Consider the following 3167-nt stretch of genomic DNA (forward strand, 5'->3'; position numbering starts at 1 on the left):
CCCTGACCCCCCGGGCCGCGGCCGGGGCAGGCGGCGCGGTCAGGGCTCCGGCGGCGTGGGCGTCGTCCTTGCCGAGGCCGTTGAAGACCGCGTTCAGCACGATCGCGGCCGTCGCGCCGAGGGTGACGCCGCTGTTCAGCAGGGAGGACAGGTCGGCGTCCATGTGCTCCTTGAACAGCACCGGGACGGTCGCGGGCAGCAGCGCGAAGGCCAGGGAGACGCCCACGACCAGCGCGTTCTTCTCCTCCTTCAGGTCGACCTTGGCGAGGGTCTGGATGCCGGCGAGGGCGACCATCGCGAACATGACGGTCGCGGCGCCGCCGAGGACGCCGTGCGGCACGGAGGCCACGATGGCGGCGGCCTTCGGCAGCAGGCCCAGGATGATCATGAATACGCCGGCCGCGACGACCACGAAGCGGCTCTTGACCTTGGTCATCCGCACGAGTCCGACGTTCTCGGCGAACGCGACGTACGGGAAGGAGTTGAGCACGCCGCCGAGCGCGGTCGCGGCGCCGTCGGCGCGCAGGGCGCGGGCCACGGTCTCGCTGTCGACGTCCTTGCCGACGATGTCGCCGACCGCGTACGTGTCGCCGGTCGTCTCGACCATGGTGATCAGCATGACGATGAGCATCAGCACGATCGGGAACCACTCGAACTTCGGCGCCCCGAAGTGGAAGGGGGTCGTCACGCCGATCCAGTCGGCCTTGGCGACGCTGCCGAACCGGGCGTCGCCGAGCAGGAAGGCGACGGCCGTGCCGCCCACCAGGCCGAGCAGGATGGCGATCGAGGAGAGGAAGGGCCGGCCGAGCCTCATCAGCAGCAGGATGAAGAGCATGGTGCCGCCGGCGTACGCGAAGTGCTTCGGGTCGCCGAAGTCGGGGCTGCCGAGGCCGCCCGCCGCGTCGTTGAGGCCGACCGGCAGCAGCACGATGCCCAGCACGGTGATCACGGTGCCGGTGACGACCGGCGGGAAGAGCCGCATGACCGCGCGGAACGCCCGGGCCGGCAGCCAGGCGAACGCGAACGTGGCGATGCCCGCGGTGATGACGGCGCCGTAGATGACCAGGAGGGCGGCGGTGCCGCCGCCGGCGCCGAGGCCTATCGCGATCATCGGGGAAACGGCGGTGAAGGTGACGCCCTGGATCAGCGGCAGCCGCGCGCCGATCCGGCCGATGCCCCAGGCCTGGATGATGGAGGCGATGCCGCAGGTGAAGAGGTCGGCGTTGATCAGGTAGACGAGTTGCTCGGGAGTGAGCCCGAGCGCGCCTCCGACGATGATCGGGACGATCACGGCGCCGGCGTAGAAGGCGAGCACGTGCTGGAAGCCGTACAGCGCGAGCTTGGGGACGGGGAGCACCTCGTCGACCGGGTGGGTGCTCTGCTCTCCGTCGGCGGAGAGCCGGGCGGCGACACGTGCCATCGGGCTTGCCCTTCAGAAGGTGGTGAACGGGGAGGGTCTGGTTGTCCCCGGCGGAGCGGGTCGCTGGCCCGTTGGTGCGCCGGGGTTGTCAGGTGCGTTCGTTCACGTGGTCGAAGCCCCGCCGGGTCGCGCGCCGGCGGCGTTCGTCGTGTGTCCGGAATTGAACGCCTGTGGGAGGGGTCACAGATATCGTCGACTTCCACAAAGTGTTGAGCTGTGGGGGCGTCCGATCTGTGGGTTCCTCCAGTGGCGCATGGCGGTGCGTCGGGGTAGCCCCGCACCGCTCCCACCCTCCCGCCGCCCTTCGCGCGGACGAGGCCCCCTGCTGCGACGTGCGGTGATGCCCTCCGCGCGCGCCCGGGCGGCCGGCGGGCGCGCGGCGGCGCGGCCGTCCGCCTGCTGGGACGGCCCGGCGGCGGACGGCGCGGTCCCCGGAGCGCTACGGCCGGATTCCGGCCCGGGGAGGCCGGATCGTTACCTCGATGAACGCCGTTTCGGCCGGATCCGGCGGCCGTCCGGCGGCCGCACGGCGGTCGTCCGCCGGTCGTCCGCCGGTCAGGAGGAGCGCACGGCGGACAGCAGCCGCGCCACGTCGTCCGAGCCGATCCGCAGTGCGGAGCCGACGGTGGCGAGCACCTCGCGCTCGGCCGGGGTGTACGGGCCGTCGGCGAGCGCGATCCGCGCACCCTGCAGCAGGACCGACTCCCGCCCGGGGCCCGCCAGGTGCGGGGCGAGCGGCTCCAGCGCCTCGTGGAGCTCGATGGCCAGCGCGGCCCCGCAGCAGTCGGGGGCGTCGTACAGCCCGAGGCGGCCCTGGTCGCTGGCGAGCGCCCGCACGAGGGACTCCAGCTGCTCCCCGGTGCAGTCCTGGAAGCCGGCGGCGCGGACGGCCAACACGGCGGCCTCCAGAACGCCCCGCGCCTCGGTGCCGCCGGCCGCGAGCACGGCCAGGGCGACGGTGTGCACGGCGTCGCGCAGCAGCGCGGAGAAGCGGGTGGTGGTGAGGCGGTCGAGGACGTCGGTGCCGAAGCGCTCCCGGCAGCCCTGGCATTCGACGACGGGCCCGGCCTCGCCGCGCGGCAGCAGCGGGACGCCGAGGACCGTGAACCTGCGGCGTCCGGTGCGCCGGCGGTAATTGCGGTCGCCGCCGCAGCCGGTGCAGAAGAACTCGCCGTCGCCCACCGTGTTCCACGTGGTGCGGATGCCCCAGACCGTCAGCTTCCGGCCGTCCCCACCCCGAACTGGCAGCACGTCGCACCTCCGTCAACTCCCCCGTGGCCCTGCGGGCACGGGCGGGACCCCCAGGCGGCACACCGGGGTTGGCGTGATGTTAGCCACATCGGTGAGGATGCGTCAGTCGTGTGACAAGACAACCTCCGCCGCGGGGCGGAGTTGGCCGGTCCGTGCTGCTGCACCTTTCGGCCCGCCCGCGCGGCCTGCCCGCGTTCACCGCCGGGCGCGGCGGATCCCGTCTGGTCACGGCCTCCGCGGGCAGGAGCGGCCGGCCCGCGGCCGGCTGCCGGCCCGTTCCGGCGCCCGGCCGGCCGCGGCCGACATCGGCGGCTCCCGCCCGGTCGGAGCGTGCGGGAACCGGCCGGTGCGGGGCCCGGGGCGGCGTACGGCGACGCCCCGGTCAACGAGGCGGCATCCGGGACCATCCGTACGGAGCCGGCGGCAGCGCGCCGCCCGCCCCTCCCGGACGGGGGGGCGGGCGGCGCGCTGCCGCCGGCTCCGTACGGATGGTCCC

At 74.1% G+C, this 3167-nt stretch carries 2 protein-coding genes; both read right to left on the minus strand.

Going from position 1 to position 3167, the window contains the following annotated elements:
* On the minus strand, window positions 1-1420 hold a 1420-nt coding region (locus EF903_RS30840), incomplete at its 3' end, for a nucleobase:cation symporter-2 family protein (protein ID WP_148142618.1).
* 555 nt (window positions 1421-1975) lie between these two features.
* Window positions 1976-2671 carry a TerB family tellurite resistance protein gene (locus EF903_RS30845; RefSeq protein ID WP_125548280.1) on the minus strand — a complete coding sequence of 232 codons (696 nt, stop codon included), beginning with the start codon at window positions 2669-2671 and terminating at the stop codon, window positions 1976-1978.
* Between the last annotated feature and the right edge of the window lie 496 nt (window positions 2672-3167).

The sequence above is a fragment of the Streptomyces sp. WAC05292 genome (genome assembly GCF_003949955.1).
Taxonomy (GTDB): Bacteria; Actinomycetota; Actinomycetes; order Streptomycetales; family Streptomycetaceae; genus Streptomyces; species Streptomyces globosus.